Source organism: Roseivirga sp. 4D4, from assembly GCF_001747095.1.
In the GTDB taxonomy this organism is placed as follows: Bacteria; Bacteroidota; Bacteroidia; order Cytophagales; family Cyclobacteriaceae; genus Roseivirga.
Genome location: NZ_MDGP01000001.1, coordinates 2,829,971 through 2,848,279, shown reverse-complemented (window position 1 = coordinate 2,848,279; position 18,309 = coordinate 2,829,971). Strand labels below are relative to the sequence as shown.

9 protein-coding genes and 1 tRNA gene are annotated in these 18,309 nt (G+C 43.3%); 8 read left to right on the top strand and 2 right to left on the bottom strand.

All coding sequences use genetic code 11. The annotated features are described in order from the left end of the window. Complete coding sequence (locus BFP97_RS12550) at window positions 1-660, bottom strand: CAP domain-containing protein (RefSeq protein WP_069842748.1); 660 nt, start codon at window positions 658-660, stop codon at window positions 1-3. Between the two features lie 89 nt (window positions 661-749). Between BFP97_RS12550 and BFP97_RS12545 the strand changes: the two genes are divergently transcribed. The 3 genes from BFP97_RS12545 (at window position 750) to BFP97_RS12535 (ending at window position 2,344) form a co-directional block, all read left to right on the top strand. After that, window positions 750-1,223, top strand: a complete 474-nt coding sequence (locus BFP97_RS12545; RefSeq protein ID WP_083262545.1) for a C40 family peptidase — start codon at window positions 750-752, stop codon at window positions 1,221-1,223. A gap of 752 nt (window positions 1,224-1,975) precedes the next feature. After that, a tRNA-Ala gene (locus BFP97_RS12540) sits at window positions 1,976-2,049 on the top strand. A gap of 40 nt (window positions 2,050-2,089) precedes the next feature. After that, complete coding sequence (locus tag BFP97_RS12535) at window positions 2,090-2,344, top strand: GIY-YIG nuclease family protein (RefSeq protein WP_069842747.1); 255 nt, start codon at window positions 2,090-2,092, stop codon at window positions 2,342-2,344. A gap of 126 nt (window positions 2,345-2,470) precedes the next feature. Here BFP97_RS12535 and BFP97_RS20800 read toward each other — a convergent pair whose 3' ends face one another. Further along, a complete protein-coding gene (locus BFP97_RS20800; RefSeq protein ID WP_185113774.1) occupies window positions 2,471-3,328 on the bottom strand; it encodes a hypothetical protein in 858 nt (285 codons plus the stop codon). A gap of 765 nt (window positions 3,329-4,093) precedes the next feature. Between BFP97_RS20800 and BFP97_RS12525 the strand changes: the two genes are divergently transcribed. Genes BFP97_RS12525 through BFP97_RS12505 form a run of 5 tightly spaced genes read left to right on the top strand, consistent with a single transcriptional unit; the run spans window position 4,094 to window position 18,306 of the window. Further along, entirely contained in the window at window positions 4,094-5,188 is a 1,095-nt protein-coding gene (locus BFP97_RS12525; protein ID WP_139135292.1) for a hypothetical protein, read from the top strand. Then, window positions 5,181-6,335, top strand: a complete 1,155-nt coding sequence (locus BFP97_RS12520) for a hypothetical protein (protein ID WP_069842745.1) — start codon at window positions 5,181-5,183, stop codon at window positions 6,333-6,335. The genes BFP97_RS12525 and BFP97_RS12520 overlap by 8 nt, the downstream gene beginning before the upstream one ends. 13 nt (window positions 6,336-6,348) lie before the next feature. Continuing rightward, complete coding sequence (locus BFP97_RS12515) at window positions 6,349-9,738, top strand: RHS repeat domain-containing protein (protein WP_170827460.1); 3,390 nt, start codon at window positions 6,349-6,351, stop codon at window positions 9,736-9,738. A gap of 11 nt (window positions 9,739-9,749) precedes the next feature. Beyond that, entirely contained in the window at window positions 9,750-10,226 is a 477-nt protein-coding gene (locus BFP97_RS12510; protein WP_139135291.1) for a hypothetical protein, read from the top strand. A 10-nt stretch (window positions 10,227-10,236) separates the two neighbouring features. After that, complete coding sequence (locus tag BFP97_RS12505; RefSeq protein WP_083262544.1) at window positions 10,237-18,306, top strand: DUF6443 domain-containing protein; 8,070 nt, start codon at window positions 10,237-10,239, stop codon at window positions 18,304-18,306. The last annotated feature ends 3 nt before the right edge of the window (window positions 18,307-18,309 follow it).

Genomic DNA, 18,309 nt, shown 5'->3' with positions numbered 1-18,309 from the left:
CTATTTTGGTCCCTTATCCTTTGACGTTCCACTTTCAACTTTTGTAAACATCTGAAAGTTTTGAGTAGCTAACCAAAAACCGTTCCCTTGTTTGTAAACGTCTCTATTTTTTTGCCAAAGACCATCAAAATAGTAGACACCACAGCCAAGTTGCAAGGCATTTTTAGAATAAAGTGTTTTCCGATGTGGTGGGGAATCTATCCACCCCTGTACCAAATGATCGGCCAATTGTAAGTAGTTTCCGAACGATCGGCCACCAACTGCAGAAATATTCTCACCAATTCTCGGGTTTTTAACCCCTGCCAATTTTGCCCTGTTGATTGGGCTCTTGCGTTTTCTTTCTTTTTTATTGATATGATCAAAGAAATCCTTCTTTGCCATGCTAATCGAGTGATTCCAGGCCATGATTTCCAGATTGGGTTGATAGGTCAGTATACCAAGGCCTTGTTCTATTCTGGCTTCATTGGTGACAAAGAAGACTGCTGCATTCAATACTTTATAGTCGATGTTTTTTAAGTCAAGTGACTTATTAAAGAGTTTAAAATCTCGAAAGTTGTCATCATTTAGAGTCTGATAGTACTCATCCTTCCACTTCCTTTGGCCAAAGGATAAAGTGTTGAAGGCAAAGGCAAACAAGATCAGTACTAAGACCTTTTTCATGATTGAGTGTACGCAGATGACAGAGGCGGGTTGAAGATATGATGAAATAGACGAATTCTCGTATTTTTGTTAGAACCAACGCTTGAGCCTTGTTCAAATTACCTAAAAGTGCTGTCCTTTCTTTTCTAGTCTTGCTTATTGTTCTTTTCGGCTGCGCGGGCAATACGGCTAAGACCAAGAAGATCGACTTAGTGGTTCAGACCGCAAGGTCTTATACTGGGACTCCTTACAAGTTTGGGGGAACAACACGGGTTGGAATTGACTGTTCAGCGCTTATTCTTCATGCCTATCGCAGTGTAAACATCAAAATGCCTCGGGTATCTCAAGATCAGGCTAAAAGCGGAGTCAAGGTAAAACTGAAAGAATTGAAGCCGGGAGACCTTGTCTTTTTCGCTACTGGCAAGAGCAAAAGAAAAGTGACGCATGCAGGGATCGTAACCGCAGTGAGAGGAAGAGGAGATATCCGATTTATACATTCCTCTACTTCATTAGGTGTTACGGAAAGCAATCTATATTCTCCCTATTATATGAAGCGTTTTCTTAGGGCAAGAAGAATCCTTTGAAATCAATAAACACCAACTTATATTTGCCGTCCCTTCCAAAGTGAGAGCTTCGGAATAGAAAGGTCTGTTAGACCGGGTTGCAACACCTTCGCTAAAGCTTCGGTGTTTAATAGGGGATTAGCCTGTCTGCCGACAGGCAGGCTCAGCTGGCTAGAGCGTCCCGAGGCATAGCTCGGGAAGGTCACCGGTTGACAAAAAAGATATTACTGTTCTTAAAAGTAAGAACAGATTAAATCAAATGAGGGATTAGCCTGCCTATCGGCAGATAGTCTCAGTTGGTTAGAGCATCCCGAGATATTGCTCGGGAAGGTCACCGGTTGACAGAAAAGTATTACTGTTCTTAAAAGTAAGAACAGATTAAATCAAATGGGGGACTAGCCTGCCTGTCGGCAGGCAGGCTCAGCTGGCTATAGCGTCCCGAGGCATTGCTCGGGAAGGTCACCGGTTGACAGAAAAGTATTACTGTTCTTAAAAGTAAGAACAGGTTAAATTAAATGGGGGATTAGCCTGCCTGTCGGCAGACAGGCTCAGCTGGCTAAAGCGTCCCGAGGCATAGCTCGGGAAGGTCACCGGTTGACAAAAAAGATATTACTGTTCTTAAAAGTAAGAACAGATTAAATTAATGGGGGATTAGCCTGCCTGTCGGCAGACAGGCTCAGCTGGCTAAAGCGTCCCGAGGCATAGCTCGGGAAGGTCACCGGTTGACAAAAAAGATATTACTGTTCTTAAAAGTAAGAACAGATTAAATTAATGGGGGATTAGCTCAGCTGGCTAGAGCGCTACACTGGCAGTGTAGAGGTCACCGGTTCGACTCCGGTATTCTCCACAACAAGAGCCTCGATGTATCGGGGCTCTTTTGGTTTATTATGGTTGAGTTTTATGTCTATATCATCTATTCTGAATCTCGTAATCGATATTATGTCGGGAGTTGTGACAACCTGACTAATCGTTTGGCAGACCATAATGCTGGTCGATCTAAATATACCAAGAGTGGTAAGCCGTGGGTTTTGAGGTACTCAGAAATCTATTCTTCCCGTGGTGAGGCAAGAAAGCGTGAGGCTGAGATTAAAAAGAAGAAATCAAGAAGGTATATAGAATACCTAGTTAACTCGGCTGGCTAGAATGTCCCGAGGCATTGCTCGGGAAGGTCACCGGCCTGCCTGCCGCATATAGTTTCGACTCCAGTATTCTCCACAAAAAATGCCCCGATCGGGGCATTTTTTATATCACTTGATATTAAATCAAAACTATTCTTTCACAATTTTATAGGTCAGTTTAATGATTTGATCAGTAAACATACCATTGGCACCCTGTCCTCCAGGAGCACCACCTCTTCCACCAGCACCGCCACGGCCACCAGCGCCACCTCTTCCGCCTGCACCACCGCGACCACCGCCTCCAGCTCCACCACGACCTCCGCCTGCACCAAATCCAGCGCCACCTCGGCCACCACCAGCGCTCTGAGGCATGTCAATGCCGTTGACTCGGATGTTAATATTCAAATCCTTAGATGTGATTTTGTCCCAGTCCATGCTAGCACCATAAAGTTCTTCCAAAGGGATTCTCAATTCATAGTTGAGAACAGGTTGTTCGACACTGTCATCAAAGGCCAATGCAGTTTGAATGCCTTCCATCTCACTCAAGAGAATTTGTCCGTTTGAAGCTGAAAAGCCCTTAAGCTTGGCTTCATTTTTAGTTTCAAGCAGGCCTTGCATTCTGGCTTTCATTTGAGCTGCTCTGTCAGCACCGCCACCTGCCTGACCGCCTTGTCTTCGCTGTCCTCCACGACCACCGAATCCTCCCTGACCTCTTTCGGCTTCCAAGGGGAACTCGAGTTTCGCATTGACTTTGGGTTTGGTCTTGGCCTTGAAGCTGATTTCCATTCCTGCCGATAGCATTTTTGTAATGCTTGTTTGATTGTCGGCCTGAAACAGAATGTATAGGTATTCATTGTCGTTTCGGATGGCCGTTGTAAGCTTGGTATTCTTGTCTACTTTTAATTCAGTCTCGAGCCAGTCAGATGACTGTCCATCGATTGTGGCTTCCTGGCCATTAATGACGCCCACCGTTGTGCAAAATAGGGCGAGGGTAATAATTTTTCTCATGAGGTTATAGTTTAACCTTGTTTGGACAGATTGGAGTGTTGAAGGTTTAAACGTTTTCATTCAAGGTCACGATTTTCAAGTGGATGGCCAATAATAATCAATGAAATACGAATTAGGCCACCGACTTTAATAGTTATGATAATGTCATTTCGAACCCAATTCATCAGGAAGAGAAACCTTAACTGTCCAGAAAGTAAGTAGCGTTCTAACTGTTATAATGGGTCCGCACTACATTGCGAACCAGGTGCGTATGTTGATGAAGATACTTCGGCAAGCTCAGTATAGAAAAGAGGGCTGACTGGTGAGCCGTCCGACCGCTTAAAGCGGTCAGAGGGAGATAATTTGTATTCGAGGGAGTATTATTACTCTGTATTAGCACGTCATTTCTCTCCCGATTCATCGGGAGAGAAACCTCAACCATCTTGAAAGTCAGACTCCTTAGAGGTTGTAGTTACGGCCCCTTAGGTGGAGAATTTTTGGCCAATTTTCTGGGTAACTAACTGATCATAAGGGCTTGAACTACTTTAAGCCCAATTTCTCCAAAAGTATTCTAATTTAATTTTAAAAGAACTGTTAATTTATTGTAATATATAAATATTGATGAACGGTTTTGTTCTTATCAAATAAACTTCTATAATTGGTGAAGCTAATAATTTTTATAACTATTAATGGTGGAATTATTACTGTTTTGATAAGTTATATTATCTGATTTTGACCATCATTAGGTTAGGTCAGATGTTTTTTTTAATTCTCAATCAATAGGTAATGCACAAGTTTAATTTTTTAGTTGCTATTCTGACCTTGTTTACAATGAGTCTATCTGGTCAGACGCACATTGATCAGAATGGTATCAAGTCTTCGGTCGTCTCAAACCTCAATGCGAACGCAACGCAGGCAAGAAGGTATGAAGTTGCCACAATCGGTTACAACTCCCGTCATTGGCAGTATTCTGGGACGATAATTATAGAATTATGGCATACCTACTATGGAACTGGTTATGAAAAGTACCATTTAGAAGTAGGTTATGGACAGGGTGCAAACAATACTCAACCAGAGCTTCAACTTGTTGAATCAGAAGGTCTTTATCACAATGCTAAAATTTCTTTGGGAACGGCCATAGCTTCTGGAACTACCTATGGTGGGTACGATAATATGCACCTGCCTGTCTATGTTGACGTAAGGTACTATTCTAGATATCGTGTGAAACTGACTTATCAGCAAACGCGAGTCTCTTCCAATCCAAACAAGGATCAAATCACCATCCATGAATCTCCTGCCGGTACTGATATTCCGGATTTCACTCCGGACCTTGTTAATAATGTAGTCAGGGGAGACCTAAGGGTTGAAAATGTAGCGACTTTTAATAACCCCTCATATGACAAGAAAGCAAGGTTCTTAAGAACGGGCGGAAAGGCTACATCAATAGAAAAAGACAATGTCTCTATCTATTTCTACAATGAAGTGGATCAAATAATCATGTCTAGGTTCTTTGATAATGGAGACATCAGGATAGGAAATAATGCCATTGTCGATGGCAACATCGAATCTAAAAAAGTAAAAGTCACCTCTGATCCTGGTTCATTCCCTGACTATGTCTTTAAACCTGATTACAATCTCAGAAGCCTTTCTGAGTTAAACTCATTCATCAAGGAAAATGGTCATCTCCCGAATATTCCCAAGGCAGAAAAGGTGGAAACCGATGGTCAGGACTTAGGCCTCATCCAGCAAAAACTTTTAGAAAAGATCGAGGAGCTCACACTCTATGCGATAAAAGCGGATTTGGAGAAGAATGATCTCGAAGCGAAGGTAGAGCTGCTGTTAAAACGAATTGAAAAATTAGAAAAGAGCAATAATGAATAAGCTATTGATAAGTGTATGGGTGCTGTGCTGCTTTGTATCTATTCCGACCAAGGCCCAGAATCTTTTGAATTTGGATGGCTGGACAGTCGGGACGGGCAGTACAACTGGTTTTAGTCAAAATGGCGCTACATCAGAAAATACCCGTGAATGGGGTATCGGTCCACATGGGGAAAGGGCAATATTGTGGAAGGCCAGTCCTGGCTCTTCTAGTAATGCCGATGGTGGGTGGGTCTCAAGTTATCGCCCTATTGATCATTCAAAGATGTACCGAGTCTCGGTCTGGATAAAAAAAACCAATTCAAAAGATGGATATTCTTATTTGGGTTGTTATGGAGGAGGGGCTTCGGTTACTACGCTCGCTGGGTCTCCAAATTCAAATCCATATTTCTGGGTCAACGATCCTCCTATTCTTGATAGATGGTATCTCATTGTAGGTTATGTTCATGGTAGTGGAGACGCATCTACCACGAACTATGGTGGTATTTATGATGGAGAAACAGGGGAGAGAGTTTACGGTATAACTGACTATAAATTTCAAACATCAACCACCAGTCTGGCGCATAGGTCCTATCTCTATTACGATACAAATACCTCAGACCGACAATATTTTTATGCTCCAAGAATTGATGAAGTCAACGGTAATGAACCGAGCATTGCCGAATTACTTGGACTGACTCCACAAAGCTTAGATCAACTTACCGTAGGCACCGATGACCTCCCTTCTGGCTATAAGCTTTCAGTAGGTGGAGATGCCATTATGGAAAAGGTAAAAGTTCAAGTCGAAACGGCATGGCCTGATTATGTTTTCGATAAAAACTATCCTCTGAAGAGCATTGAGGAGTTAAAAAAGTTTATCGCTGAGAAAGGACACTTGCCTGGTCTTCCTTCAGCCTCCGAAGTCAAGGCAAACAATCAAGACCTGGGTCTAATCCAGCAAAAACTATTAGAAAAGATTGAGGAGCTAAGCCTCTATACCATAGCCCAAGAACAGAAACTGAAAGAACTGACTGACCTAAATACCGAAAACACAGTCCTTAAGTCCAAATACGCAATACTTAATACGCAGTACTCACTACTCTCTACCCAATACAAAGCGCTTTTAGCCCGAATCGAAAAACTTGAATCCGCATCTAATGACAATAAATAAACCATACCCATCGATGAGAAATTTAGTATTGACATTTGTCGCATTGCTTGTTGCGAACTTCTCATTCGCACAAGAAGTTCCTAATGTAATTCCTCCTTCACCAGAAGCAGCCTCTTTGTTGAGCTTCGGTAATACAGGGGTGAATTTTTATACCGGTCAACCCAGCTTTTCGGTACCCATTCACACCGTATCAGTTCGAGGCTTCCAATTTCCTGTAAGTCTCAGTTATAGTAGTTTTCAAGGGATCAATATTGAAGCAGTTGCTCCTTGGGTAGGAATTGGTTGGAGTCTTAATGCTACAGGAACCGTTTCCAGAACGATTAGAGGACTAGCCGATGACATGGATGGGGAAGGTTACACAGAACTAAATGATTTTGACATTTTTGATACTACAATTCCAAGTAATACCCTAGCCAAGTATGGAAAGAATGAATTGGATGGGGAGCCTGACAAATTCACTTATAGTGTTAATGGATTAAGTGGTTCTTTCTTTTTGGATCGTGATGGAAATATCATTAGTAAGACAAAAACAAATGATAGTATATCTTATAACTCAACTCCAGGAGGCTTAATCGACTATTTCACCATTATAGATAAAAACGGTATCACTTATCTCTTTGAAGAAAAGGAACGAACCATTTCTATAGGCCTGGGACAGCCTACTGCGAACTCACTAAGCCCTGTTACCTCATGGTATTTAACCTCAGTATTGGACCCTTCTGGCAATGAATTAATGAATCTCAGTTACTACGAAATGTGTGATAACTGTAGTTATGGATCTTATCGTTTTTGCTCGAATTGTACACTGAGTACACCGACATATACCACCTTATCTCCAAGATTAGAGACCGAGGGCACAATTCCTTTTAATCCCAATAGTGATTTGACCTATACCCGCAATTATGTTACGGCCAAAAGAATAAAGCAAATAACCTACCCGGGCGGATTCATAAATTTTCAGATTTCTGCTAATACCAGACTTGATTACACCAATGACAAATACCTCGATTATATTGATATTTCAGATGGTGATAGTAGTCGAATCAAGAGGTTCGATTTGTCCTACAGCTACTTTGACGCCAATGATCCAGATGGTGAGGTGCCGATTAATTCATCTCCGTCTAGCCTTTTATTCTTAGGAGGCCAGGAGATTGGTGATTTTGAACGAAGATTAAAATTAGATCAAGTACAGGAACTGGATGGTGGCTTGGTGAACAGCCTTCCGCCCTACCAATTCCAGTATAATATGGATTATAAGCTTCCGGATCGCTATAGTTTTGCCAAGGACCATTGGGGTTTTTATAATGGTCAAGATCAGAATACTTCTCCAGAACCAAATTATTTAATAAAGGTATTTGATGTTTCCTACAACGAGTTATACTACGAATTTGGAACGGCTAATAGAGAAGCGTATGCTGACTACACCAAGGCTGGCGTTTTAGAGAAGGTTACCTATCCTACAGGTGGCCATACTACTTTTGAGTTTGAGGGGAATACAGCGGTTTCAGATGAATTAGACAACCCATGGACTCCAGTTGCACCCATAGACGTTCCAGTAAATGGCACCGATGTCTACTTCAACACTACATTGGTCAATCAAGTATTTACTCCTCTAAGTATTAGTGGAGTGGTATCACCCCAAGGAAGTGGTTGCACGATTACCGGTGCAGTGTATAAAACCGGGGACCCAGCACCGCTGGAGACGTTCACCATGCTACCTGAATCTGGAGCTAATACGCACTCTGCATATTTAGTTGGGGTTGTCAAAGAATCGGGTTCTTATTACATCAAGCTCAATTTTCAAACGAATTGCACCACTTATCAGCCGAATGATAAGCTTCAGCTGAGATTTTCAAATGAAACTGCTTTGGTTAATAAACCTGTGGGCGGCTTAAGAGTCAAGTCCATAACGGACCATGATGGTGTTTCCAGCACCAATGACATTACAAGAAATTTCTATTACAATACTTCGGGAGAAACTGGCAACAGCACTGGTAGAATTGTAAATGCGCCAAATTATGCCTTTCAACGGGCCGATGCTGGTGGTCCTGGAGCTCCAGATGTTGTGCCGTTTGGCATTATGCGCATAATGAGGTCTCAATACCCTCTAATGACCACTAATGGCTCATATGTCGGCTACGGGAAAGTCACAGTAATGACCCATGAGGGTGAGGAAACAGGTAAGAGCACTTATGAATTTACCACCGCAGAAAGGTATCCAGATTTTTATGACGGATATTATCGCGACTCCCTATCAGGTGAGGCCTTTTTCGACTTGGGTGTGGCAGGAGTACATGAAGTATATCCTTTTCCGCCTAGAGATGAAAGGGACTTCCTAAGGGGTCTTTTAAAGAAACAAACAGATTATCGTTGGGCTGGAACCCATTATGAAAAAGTACGAAGTACTGAGAATCAATATGCTATGACTTTCGGTCTACCGGGATTTGAAAACATCGATTTCCCTGAGGGCATGAATGTACAGTTAGACTATCAAATAGGTGATTCTCATACCTTGCCATATGTCAACCAGACCTGGCAGTATGCTAAAGGAATTGCCTCCAAAAATTACTATGATACCGACCCTACAGTACCGACCCGGGTTGAACTCAAATACTACAATATCTATGCAGGCAGAGTAGACTTAGAAAAAACAACCACACGGCAGTATGCCTTAGGTGATACAACACAATACATTGAAACAATCAGCCATAATTATTGGGACGATCTGGCGGATGAGTACTTCAACGTCTCTAGGACTCAAACTGTGGATAGTAAGGGCGATACGCTAGAATCCCGAAGCACTTTTGTCTACGACAATCCTACCTGGCTGAACGCTACAGTCAAAGCTGCCTTAGAGGATAAGAACATGCTGAACACTGTACTTGAGCAGGAATCCTATGAGGCGGGGGTTAAACTAAGCACTTTAAGAAACGGCTACAGCACATCGGTCAGCACTTATATGCCTTCAGAAGTGAGTACGGCCAAGGGAGCAAATGCACTGGAGACAAGGGTAAGATATCATAAGTATGATGTCTATGGCAATCCAATAGAGGTATCTCAGGAAGATGGAATGCATATCACCTATATCTGGGGCTACAACAATACGCTTCCTGTTGCAAAAATTGATAATGCCACTTACACAGACGTAGTACTGGCACTTGGGTCTACACCAGATTTAGGTGATGGTGGGCTTTCTCCTACTCAGGAGCAATCGCTTCGCAATATGTCGGATGCCTTTGTCACCACAATCGATTACCATTGGGGAATTGGCATCAAATCACAAACCGATCCAAATGGATTAACAACCACCTATGAGTACGACTCCTTCGGTCGACTGAAGTGGGTAAAAGATCCCGATGGAAATATCATTAATGCATACAAATACAACTATAAAGGACAATAAGCATGAGCACTATGAAAATGAATAAAACGACTAACCAATACAGCTCAATTTTGGCACTCATTTTTATTTGTCTGATCTGTATGTCAACTGAGGCTTTTAGTCAAAATGGAAAGGCAACTGAAAGGCAAGTCACCGGTACTTGGACCATGGACTTAGGTAAGTCAAAGTCGAGGATGACTCAGGACAAAAGAAGCGCCCTTAACGACCTGGATGCTCAAACACGGAATCGAATTGAATCAAAGTATAAGAACCGTGAACTCATCTTCCGGAAAGACAAAACTTTCTCCATGATCATTAATGGAGATGAAGTAATCACTGGTGATTGGAAAATTGCACCCAATGGAAAGCGGATTGTGGTGGTTCCAGAAAGAGGAGAGAACTATCGATACGATATCGTCTCAATAAATGCTAACCGACTTCGGATTAAACCGAGGGTTAAAAGCGAAAATAATTTATTGTTTCCCGAATGGCACCTAGTCAAAAAATAAACCACGTCAGATGATAGCATTTAGAAGAATTACTATGGAAAAAGATATTAGAACGAAAGTGCTTGCTTTCTTGACAATACTGGTCTTATCCTCATTCAGCGTCTTTGGTCAAGGGCCTGGCGGTGGAGGTGGTGGAGGAACCATGTCTGGTAGTGGGAGTGTATTTGTTAATACCTCAGGAACCTATACCATTACGCCTGATCCAGGTTCTGGAAGTATCACAAGTGCTTCTTGGAGCATAACAGGTGGTATTGGTAATGTAACAAATGCCAGCAATACACAGGCTACGGGTAACTGGACATCCACAGGTACAGGTACCATTAGGGCTTTCGTTACTTTCTCCAACGATCCATCTAACGATTACATCGTTTTCAAATCAGTGACAGTTAATGCTGTACCACCAACTACTCCAAATGCTAATCTGGCGGTAGTCACAACTAACTGCGGAAGTTCTGTTTTGACATTTACTCCTCCTTCTTTACCATCTGGAGTGTCGTGGTATTGGCAATCGAGTACTGGTGGAACCAGTACAGCCAGTGGTAGTGGATTTACCATAACTGCAACGGGTTCTTATACTTATTACTTAAGAGCATATGATTCAAACACCCAACTCTGGAGTAGTGCATCTGCTGGTGTTCCAGTAACGGTTTATTCAGACTTGGCCGCAGGAGCGATTTCCGGTGCACATACTATATGCTATAATGGAGATCCCAATGCTTTGGGGAGTAGCTCCAACGCCAGTGGATGCTATGGTACTTTGGCTTATCAGTGGCAGATTTCAACAAATAATAGCAGTTGGAGTAATATAAGTGGAGCCACAAGTAGCACTTATAACCCACCAGCTGGGTTGACTAGCAGTAGATGGTACCGAAGAAGAGTTTCTGCCAATGGAACAACTAAGTATACTTCTAGTGTAAAGGTTACCGTTTTACCTGCCTTAACGGCTGGGTCTATTACTGGCGCACAAACCATATGCTATAATGGTGACCCTGGAACGTTAACTACTACAGCCGGTGCAAGTAATGGCTTGAATGGTTATTCTTACCAATGGCAATACTCGACCAATGGTTCGAATAACTGGACTAATATTAGCGGTGCCACAGGTACAAGCTATAACCCACCCTCAGGTTTGACAAGTAATAGATGGTACCGCAGAAGGGTAATTTCATGTGGTCAAACGAAGTATACATCAAGTATCAAGGTGACTGTACTCCCAGCTTTAACAGCCGGAGCTATCAATAATGCTCAAACAGTTTGTTACAATGGTGACCCTTCGACATTGGGTAACGCTACTCCTCCGACCAACGGCCAGGGAGGCTATATATATCAATGGCAGTATTCCAACAACGGTTCTAGCGGTTGGACTAATATTGGTGGTGCTGTGAGCAGTACTTATAACCCACCATCAGGTTTAACATCGGATAGATGGTATCGCAGACAGGTACAGTCTTGTGGACAAACCAAGCAGACATCAGCAGTGAAAGTAACTGTTTTGGCACCACTAAATGCAGGTGCCATTAATGGAGCAGAAACGATCTGCTATAATGGCGACCCAGGTATTTTAGGGAACGCCACCTCTCCTTCTAACAGTACTGAGGGCTATTCATACCAGTGGCAATATTCTACCAATGGCTCTAGTGGTTGGACTAACATCAGCGGTGCAACGAGCAGCACTTACAACCCGCCTTCAGGTTTAACAGCTAGCAGATGGTACCGAAGAAGAGTACAATCTTGTGGACAGACAGCTTACACAGCTAATATTAAGATTACGGTGCTTCCACAGTTAAATGCCGGAGCCATCAACAATGCTCAAACGGTTTGCTATAATGGGGACCCATCAACTTTGGGTGAAGCCACTCCTCCGACCAATGGACTGAGTGGCTACTCCTATCAGTGGCAAATTTCAACGAATAACAGTAGCTGGAGCAATATCAGTGGTGCCACTAGCAGTACTTATAACCCACCATCAGGTTTAACAGCCGATAGATGGTACCGCAGAAGGGTAATTTCTTGTGGGCAAACAAAGTACACTTCCTCGGTGAAAGTCACGGTGCTTCCACAACTGAATGCAGGTGCCATCAATAATGCACAAACGGTGTGTTATAATGGAGATCCTTCAACTTTGGGTAATGCTACTCCACCTTCTAATGGTCAGGGAGGTTACTCCTATCAATGGCAAATCTCAACCAATAATAGTAGCTGGACAGACATTAGTGGTGCTAACAGCAGTACTTATAATCCGCCAGGAGGTATGACGGCCGATAGATGGTATAGGAGAGAGGTGGTCTCTTGTGGACAAACAAAGTATACCTCTTCAGTCAAAGTCACAGTATTAGATCCACTGGTAGCGGGAACCATCGGAGGAGCCCAAACCGTATGTGCCGATCAGCTGCCAGCAACCCTGACCAATACAGCCAGTGCGACTGGTGGTAATACCATTACCTACCAATGGCAATCATCTCCTAATGGTAATAACAGCTGGACTAATGTAGGCACAGGATTAACCTATACCCCAGGTGTGCTTAGTGCGGATACTTGGTATAAAAGAATAGCAACTACTTGTGGAACATCACTTTCCAGCAATATTGTGAAAGTAACTGTGAATCAACTAGTGGGTGCGGTATCTATCTCAGGCAACACTTCAGACAAGTGTCAGGGAGATAGTCCAGTTGACTATAATGCAACAGCAGCCAATGCCACCAGTTATAGCTGGTCAATTACGCCAGCAGCAGGAAGTATCAACTCTTCGGGAACAGTAACTTGGAACCCAGGATTCCACGGCCAGGCAACCATCACTGTGATAGCTTCAGGAACAGGCAGCTGTAATACAACTACAGATAATGTAACGGTGACAGTGAATCCGACTATCGGAGCGGTTTCTATTACTGGAAATACTGCTGACAGGTGTGAAGGCGGAGGTACCACAGACCTTGGAGCTACTGCTGCTAACGCCACCAATTATAGTTGGACGATTTCAACCACACCATCCAGTAGTACCACTATCAATTCTAGTACAGGACTAATCAACTGGGATGCTAACTTCCAGGGAACGGCCAATATCTCGGTAGTCGCATCTGGTCCGGGGAATTGTAATACTACCAATGCCAGTACAACCATTACGGTGAATCCGACTATTGAGGCAGTGACCATTACAGGAGACAATGCCGATCGATGCCAAGGAGAAGGCTTTACCAATTTTGATGCTACTGCTGTCAATGCAAGTAATTATACCTGGTCAGTATCGCCATCCAGCGCAGGTACTATCGATACAGCCAATGGCGATCTGGTTTGGGACTCAAGCTTCCATGGCACCGCTACGATTACGGTTGTAGCCTCAGGTGCTGGTAACTGTAATACCACAACAGATAATATTTCAGTAGTTGTTCATCCAATTGTGGGTGATGTCACCATTACGGGAGGTCTCAGCGCACGCTGGCCGGGTAGCAATACTACAGACTTTAATGCCTCGGCAAGCAATGCGAGTACCTATACATGGTCCATCATTCCGGTCAGCGCAGGAACCATCAATAGTTCGGGTATCGTCACCTGGGATGCTGACTTTATCGGAGATGCCACCATATCTGTGACCGCATCAGGCAACTGTAATAGCACCACTGATACACATACGGTGACTACTGCAGAAGCAGATATACAGGTTGTAGGAAGCACCATTATCGATGTTGGAGACGAACTCTTACTATCGGCAGATGATACTTATACCACCTACACCTGGAAGAAAGGCTCTACTACAGTAGGTTCGGGAAGCACGTATACAGCTACCTCAACAGGAAGCTATACCCTGACCATTACCAAATCGGGTGTCAGTGGAAGTTATACCACAGCTCCGATTACAGTAACGGCTCCAAATGGATTCGATCCGGGAGACGAAAACTATGTAATGTCTACTTCGGTGCTTATTGCGGGGGTTGATAGCCAAAGCGAGATAGACACATTGACCAGCAACAACCGAAGCATTAGCATTCAGTATGCAGATGGTCTCGGTAGAGGCGTACAAGTGGTCGGCTATGAAGCCGCACCGGATAAGTCCAACATCGTTCAGTCCATGACTTACGACAAATACGGAAGACAAACCAAAAGCTATCTTCCATTTGTGGTGACCGATAATGCAGGCTTATTCCAACATAACCCTACCGGTACATCGATTTCTGGTTATACAGTCAGTCCGCAGTATCAGTTCTATCAGGGGACATCGAGTGTAGCCCAGGATGTAGCTCCATATGCAGAGTCCATTCTCGAGAACTCTCCATTGGGCCGGACCCTAAAACAAGGTGCGCCTGGTGCTGCATGGCAACCCGTTGAAGGGTCCAGTACAGATAAGGTAGTGCGCATGGCTTACGAGATCAACCCAGCCAATGACGTAAGGTTCTACGAAATGGTCGCCAATAGCCCGGCATCTATTAATCCTAGTGGTTATTACGATGCTGGCGAGTTGTCCATTTCGGTGGCACAAGACGAAGAGGGTAACGAGACAGTAGAGTATACAGACAAAAAGGGTCAAGTAATAGTCAAAAGAGTGTCTACCGGAGATACCAACAATCCATATGCAGAAACCCAATATGTCTATGATGAATATGGCAACTTGCGCGTGGTACTGCCTCCAGAAGCGAATAAGGATATAGCTGCTAATAGCCTTAACCTTGTTCCTTCAGGATATTCCTTGGTTGGAACGGACTATACCGTCACCACTTCCAACTATACTGGAGGCTCATATATGTATGCCGATGGCGCATCGGTGACAGTAGATCCCGGAGTTACGCTTGATCCTGGAGCCGAGATTGTTCCATTCACTATGGGTGGAGATTTCCTTAGCCAATGGGCGTTCCAGTACAAGTATGACGATCGTAACCGCATGAGCGAGAAACGTGTGCCGGGCAGTGGCTGGGTCTATATGGTCTATGACAAGTTAGACAGACTAGTGGCTACGCAAGACGCAGAGCAAAGACTCAATAACCAATGGACCTTTACTAAGTATGATGTATTCAGCCGACCGGTATTAACAGGTTTTTATATCAATCCTGCTTCTAGCCAAGCGGCCATGCAAGCAGTGGTTGATGGTTATAGCAACCTATACGAAGAGATAGGATCAAGTGTACTCGGGTATACCAACAATGCTTTCCCAAGTACAACCAATGTCAATGATTATCTCACGGCTACTTATTATGACGACTATAATGACCTGCCGTCAGACTTCACCTTTAGCTATACACCAGAATTGGGTAACGGAACAAACAATACCGCTGTCAAAGGACAGGTAGTGGGTAGCAAAACGAAAGTATTGGATGGTACGAATACCTGGTTGAAAAGTGAGGTTTACTATGACGATCGCTATCGTGTATTACAAACCGTTGCCGATAGTCACTTAGGAGGTACCGATCGCAGCACAAGCAAGTATGACTTTGTGGGTCGCGTGTTGGAAACGAAGACTACCCATGATGATGGTACCGTTTCGGCCGATGTAGTAATCGCTGAAACCTTCACTTATGACCATGCCAGTAGATTGTTGGAAGCCACACATAAAGTGGACAGCGATCCAGCCATTACCATGGTGAAAAATGAGTACAACGCCTTGGGTGAATTGATCGACAAAAAGCTTCACTCAACTGATGGGGGCTTGAACTTCGAGCAATCCGTAGACTACCGATACAATATCAGAGGCTGGTTAGAACGTATCAATGATGCGGACCTTTCCGACAATGAGAACGATTATTTCGGGATGGAACTCGCTTATAACAATACCCTATCGGGTATTACTAGCACGGCAATGTTTAATGGCAATATCAGTGCAGCAAAGTGGAGCAATATCGCCAGTGGAGGACAGTTGCAAAGTGGCTATGCCTACAGTTATGATAACCTAAACCGATTGACCGGTGCAGATTATCATGAAAAGGAAAGCAGCTGGTCTGATAAAACAACTTTCGATGTCAATAATTTGACCTATGACCTGAATGGTAATATCGAGAGCCTCAGGAGATATGCTACCAATACGACACTAGCGATGGATCACTTGAGCTATAGCTATGTGGGCAACCAGTTGCAAGCCGTTACGGATAGTGGTAATTCAACAGATGGTTTCAAAGATGGTAATACCTCCGGTAATGACTATGCCTATGATGACAATGGCAATATGATCAGTGATGCCAATAAGGACATCACCGATATCAGCTATAATCATTTGAACCTACCGGAGACAGTAACCTTTACGGGAGGTCGTAGCATCACCTATACCTATGATGCAGCAGGTATTAAGTTGGCGAAGAGCACCAATGACAATGGCACCATAAAGGTGACCGACTACAGTGGTGGCTTTATCTATGAAGATGATGAATTGCAGCAGATCGCACATGCCGAAGGTAGACTAAGACCTAAAGATGGTGGAGGTTATATCTATGATTATTACCTCAAAGACCATTTGGGTAATAGTCGTGTCACCTTTACCACAGAGCATGAGGAGGTCGTTTATCTGGCTACCATGGAAACTGCACATTCTGTATTTGAGGAAAGTACTTTCTTAAATGTGACGCTGCGCGAAACCAATGCAACGGCCAACTATACCCAAGACAATACTACCAATGAAGATCAGGTGGTACGTCTTAGAGGTAATGATACCAATAGACAGGTAGGGCCAGGCAAATTAATGCAGGTTATGCCAGGCGATAGTGTAGCCATGGAAGCTTTTGCTTACCATACCGGTACCTACTCAGACAATGGTGCCATTTCAAACACCAATGTATTGGCAAGCATTATTTCTATGGTCTCAGGTGCCGCACCAACCACGGTGGATGGTACCGTAATCCAAAGTGCCGTGAATACCAATAGTGCAGCCATCTTTGTAGGAGGTGACGGTAGTTCAGCCAGCCCAAGGGCTTACTTGAATTACATCCTCTTTGATCAGGACTTTAACTACTTAGATGCCGGTTTTACGCAGGTAAGTGGTACAAGTAACACACATGTGGCTGTAAACAGCAGCAAAACCATCAGTGAAAAAGGCTATCTTTATGTGTATGTCTCTAACGAGAGCAATACAAGTTTTGACGTGTTTTTCGATGACCTAAGGATCACCCATACCAAGGGTAAAATCATGCAAGAAGATCATTACTATCCTTTTGGGATGAATATTAATGCACTCTCTAGTACTGCGCCTTTAAGTAAGCCGAATACTTTTAATACTTTCCAAGGACAGGAAAAGGAGACTAGTTTTGATTTAGGTTGGTATGAATTCAAGTATCGAAGGAGTGACCCAAGTTTAGGAAGGTTCATTTCCGTTGATCCATTGGCAGAGAGCTATGTCTATAATTCTCCATATGCATTTGCAGAAAACCGAGTAGTTGATGGTCTAGACCTAGAAGGTTTGGAGTACCTAAGTTCAAAAAGCGCACATGTTTTTATTACTAATCAAGCAGTGAGTATTGATTATAGTAACCTGACAAATACTACTCAAAGAATTATTGCTTCGGTAAATCAAGATAGCAGAAATTGGGGAAGTAATTCCATAGGTGCAGATAATAGAGTCAGAAGCTTTGAAAGTGCTATTACTCCAGTTCCATCAGGCACGAGTAGGAGGCCAGAAGTAAATCTCAACATGGAGGGTGCTATGAAGCCAGTTGAGAATAATTTTACTTTAAGGATTGGTGTTGAAAAGAACAAACAAGGTGTTCCTGATCAAAGATATAAGCCAAGAGGAATAAGTTTAAACCCCGGGGCTTCCAGAGGTGGTCGTAATGTTTTTAGAGGTCTTGGCCTTTTGCAAGCTGCTGCGATGGCTTACTCAGAAGTTGAGAGGAATAACTATGCCACTGATCTGGCTGGTATAAGAGGAGATACTGACTTTGCTCTCAGGGCTATTTCAGATGTGCAAAGTGCGTTTGAAGCAGGAAAGATAGATTTTGGTAAGGATGTTAATAATTTACCTGATAATGCAAGGGCTATCATAGTTGAGTATTATTTATATAAAATCGCTAATTATGTATTAAGAGGAGACGATGGTGGTGATGAAATAGTGCGTAAGAATGGTGAGAAAGTATGGAATTCTGTGAAAGATGATGATAAAAATGATAACTGATGA

What these genes read in the sequence shown, in the direction of transcription:
- BFP97_RS12550 (WP_069842748.1), bottom strand. Translation starts at nt 660, where the DNA reads ATGAAAAAGGTCTTAGTACTGATCTTGTTTGCCTTTGCCTTCAACACT.
- BFP97_RS12535 (WP_069842747.1), top strand. Translation starts at nt 2,090, where the DNA reads ATGGTTGAGTTTTATGTCTATATCATCTATTCTGAATCTCGTAATCGA.
- BFP97_RS20800 (WP_185113774.1), bottom strand. Translation starts at nt 3,328, where the DNA reads ATGAGAAAAATTATTACCCTCGCCCTATTTTGCACAACGGTGGGCGTC.
- BFP97_RS12525 (WP_139135292.1), top strand. Translation starts at nt 4,094, where the DNA reads ATGCACAAGTTTAATTTTTTAGTTGCTATTCTGACCTTGTTTACAATG.
- BFP97_RS12520 (WP_069842745.1), top strand. Translation starts at nt 5,181, where the DNA reads ATGAATAAGCTATTGATAAGTGTATGGGTGCTGTGCTGCTTTGTATCT.
- BFP97_RS12515 (WP_170827460.1), top strand. Translation starts at nt 6,349, where the DNA reads ATGAGAAATTTAGTATTGACATTTGTCGCATTGCTTGTTGCGAACTTC.
- BFP97_RS12510 (WP_139135291.1), top strand. Translation starts at nt 9,750, where the DNA reads ATGAAAATGAATAAAACGACTAACCAATACAGCTCAATTTTGGCACTC.
- BFP97_RS12505 (WP_083262544.1), top strand. Translation starts at nt 10,237, where the DNA reads ATGATAGCATTTAGAAGAATTACTATGGAAAAAGATATTAGAACGAAA.